Genomic DNA, 2,677 nt, shown 5'->3' on the forward strand with positions numbered 1-2,677 from the left:
GGTTTTCGTCCGGACGGCAAAGGGCTTTCAGGCGACACCCGTGACGCTTGGCGACAAGAGCGGCGACGCCGTCATCATCGCCTCCGGCCTCAAAGGCAGCGAGCAGATCGCAACTACCAACAGCTTCACGCTCAAGGCCGAACTCGGCAAGGGCGAAGCTACGCATGAGGATCATTGAGCCATGATCGCCCCTATCGTCAACTGGGCGGTCCGCAAGCGCTGGCTCGTCCTGCTGCTGACCGTCCTCGCCGCCGTTATCGGCGGCACCGCCTTGTATCGGCTCCCCATCGACGCCGTGCCCGACATCACCAACAATCAGGTGCAGATCAATGTCCGTGCGCCTGCCCTGTCGCCCGAACTGGTCGAAAAGCAGATCGCCTTTCCGATCGAAACCGCGCTGGCCGGCATTCCGGGGCTGGACCACAGCCGTTCGTTCAGCCGCAACGGCTTCGCCCAGATCACGGCCGTGTTCGAAGACAGCACCGACATCTATTTCGCGCGCCAGCAGGTGGGCGAAAGGCTGAGCGGCGTGGCGGAAAATCTGCCGGCAGGCGTGATCCCGGAAATGGGACCGATCGCTACGGGCCTCGGCGAAGTCCATATGTGGACGGTTCGCCTGGAACATCGCAAGGATGACACCCACTTGCCCGGCGAGCCGGGGATGCAACCCGATGGTAGCTATATCACGCCCGAAGGCGAGCGGCTGGTGACGGACACCGACAAGGCGACCTATCTGCGGACCGCGCAGGACTGGATCGTCGCGCCTCTGCTCAAGAATGTGAAGGGGCTGGCCGGCATCGATTCTATCGGCGGCTACGCCAAGCAATATCTCGTGGTTCCCGACGTTCAGCGGCTGGCTGCCATGGGCCTGACATTGACTGATCTCGGCGTCGCGCTGGAACGCAACAACAGCAGCGTCGGCGGCGGCTTCGTCGATCGCAATGGCGAAGGGCTGGCCGTGCGCTCCGATGCACTCGTGCGCAACGCGAATGAACTGTCCCGCATCGTGGTCGCCACGCGGGAAGGCGTGCCGATCACACTGGCGCAGGTCGCGACGGTCCGCACCGGACAAGCGGTACGCATGGGGTCGGCATCGGAAAATGGCACGGAGGTCGTGGTCGGCACCGCGATCATGCGGATCGGCGAAAATAGCCGCACCGTCGCTACTGCCGTCGCCGATCGGCTGGTGGCGATCAATGCGTCCCTGCCGCCCGACGTCATCGTCCAACCGGTGCTGGACCGCACCGCTCTGGTCAATGCCACCATCGGGACGGTCGCGAAGAATCTGGGTGAAGGCGCGTTGCTCGTCATCGTCGTGCTGTTCGCCCTGCTCGGTAATTTCCGCGCCGCGCTGATCGCCGCGATGGTCATTCCCATAACCATGTTGCTGACCGGCTTCGGCATGTCCCAGGCGGGCGTGTCCGCCAATCTCATGAGCCTTGGCGCGCTCGACTTCGGCCTGATCGTCGACGGCGCAGTCATCATCGTGGAAAATGCGCTGCGGCGCATGGCGGAAGAACAGCATGATCGCGGAAGATTGCTGACAGTAGAGGAGCGCCTCTCGACCGTGGCTGCGGCCGCGCGAGAAATGATCCGCCCGCCCGTCTATGGTCAGGCGATCATCATCCTCGTCTATGTCCCGCTCCTGACCCTGACCGGGGTCGAGGGAAAGAGCTTCGTGCCGATGGCGCTTACCGTCATCATCGCGCTGGCTTTCGCCTTCATCCTGTCGCTCACTGCCGTTCCGGCTGCGATCGCCATTTGGCTTTCCAACCGGATCGAGGAAAAGGAAGGCCGGATCATGCGCGGGCTCAAGGCGCGCTACGAACCGGGGCTGGAAAAGGCGATGCGACGTCCGACCGTGACCATGGGCGCGGCCGTGGCAGGCTTTGGCGTCGCCATCGCTGCTTTCCTGTCTCTAGGCCAAGTCTTCCTGCCGCAACTGGACGAAGGCGACCTGCTGATCCAGGCGCTGCGGATACCGGCCACGTCCGTCCAACAGAGCCAGGCAATGCAGGTACCGATCGAACGGATGATGGCCCAGCAACCGGAGGTGAAATTCGTCTTTTCCAAGACCGGCACTGCCGAACTGGCATCCGACCCGATGCCGCCCAACGCGACCGACATGTTCGTCATCCTGAAGCCGCGCGAGGAATGGCCCAACCCGAGACTGGCGAAGGCCGAACTGGTCGAGCGACTGGAAAAGGATCTGAACCGTTTTCCCGGCAACGCCTATGAAATCACGCAGCCCATCCAGATGCGTTTCAACGAGTTGATCGCGGGCGTGCGCGGCGATGTCGCGGTCAAGATATTTGGCGACGACTTCAATGCGATGAACGCGACGGCCGAGAAGATCGCCGCCGTGCTGCGCCGAACGCCCGGTGCGGTGGACGTGAAGGTAGAACAGACGAGCGGCCTTCCCATGCTCGACATCCGGGTCAACCGCGATGCCATGTCACGCGTGGGCGTCACCGCGCAGGATGTGCAGGATATCGTCACCGCCACGCTGGGTGGACGGGAATCCGGCATGATCTTCGAGGGCGATCGGCGCTTTCCGGTCATGATCCGCCTGTCTGACGCGCAGCGGGCGGACATCGCCACGCTGAAACAGGTTCAGGTGCCGGTGCCCGGAGGCGGTTTCGCGCCACTGGCCAGCGTCGCCGACATCCGGATCGTG

Annotated in this window: 1 protein-coding gene and 1 pseudogene; both read left to right on the forward strand. The window is 63.5% G+C overall.

Annotated elements, in window-relative coordinates:
* A pseudogene (locus VMR39_RS15095) lies at positions 1–178 on the forward strand (efflux RND transporter periplasmic adaptor subunit); the annotation flags it as partial.
* 3 nt (positions 179–181) lie between these two features.
* Positions 182–2,677, forward strand: a 2,496-nt coding sequence (locus tag VMR39_RS15100) for a CusA/CzcA family heavy metal efflux RND transporter (protein ID WP_325416781.1), incomplete at its 3' end; no start/stop codon positions are given.

The sequence above is a fragment of the Sphingobium sp. genome (genome assembly GCF_035511395.1).
Classification (GTDB): domain Bacteria; phylum Pseudomonadota; class Alphaproteobacteria; order Sphingomonadales; family Sphingomonadaceae; genus Sphingobium.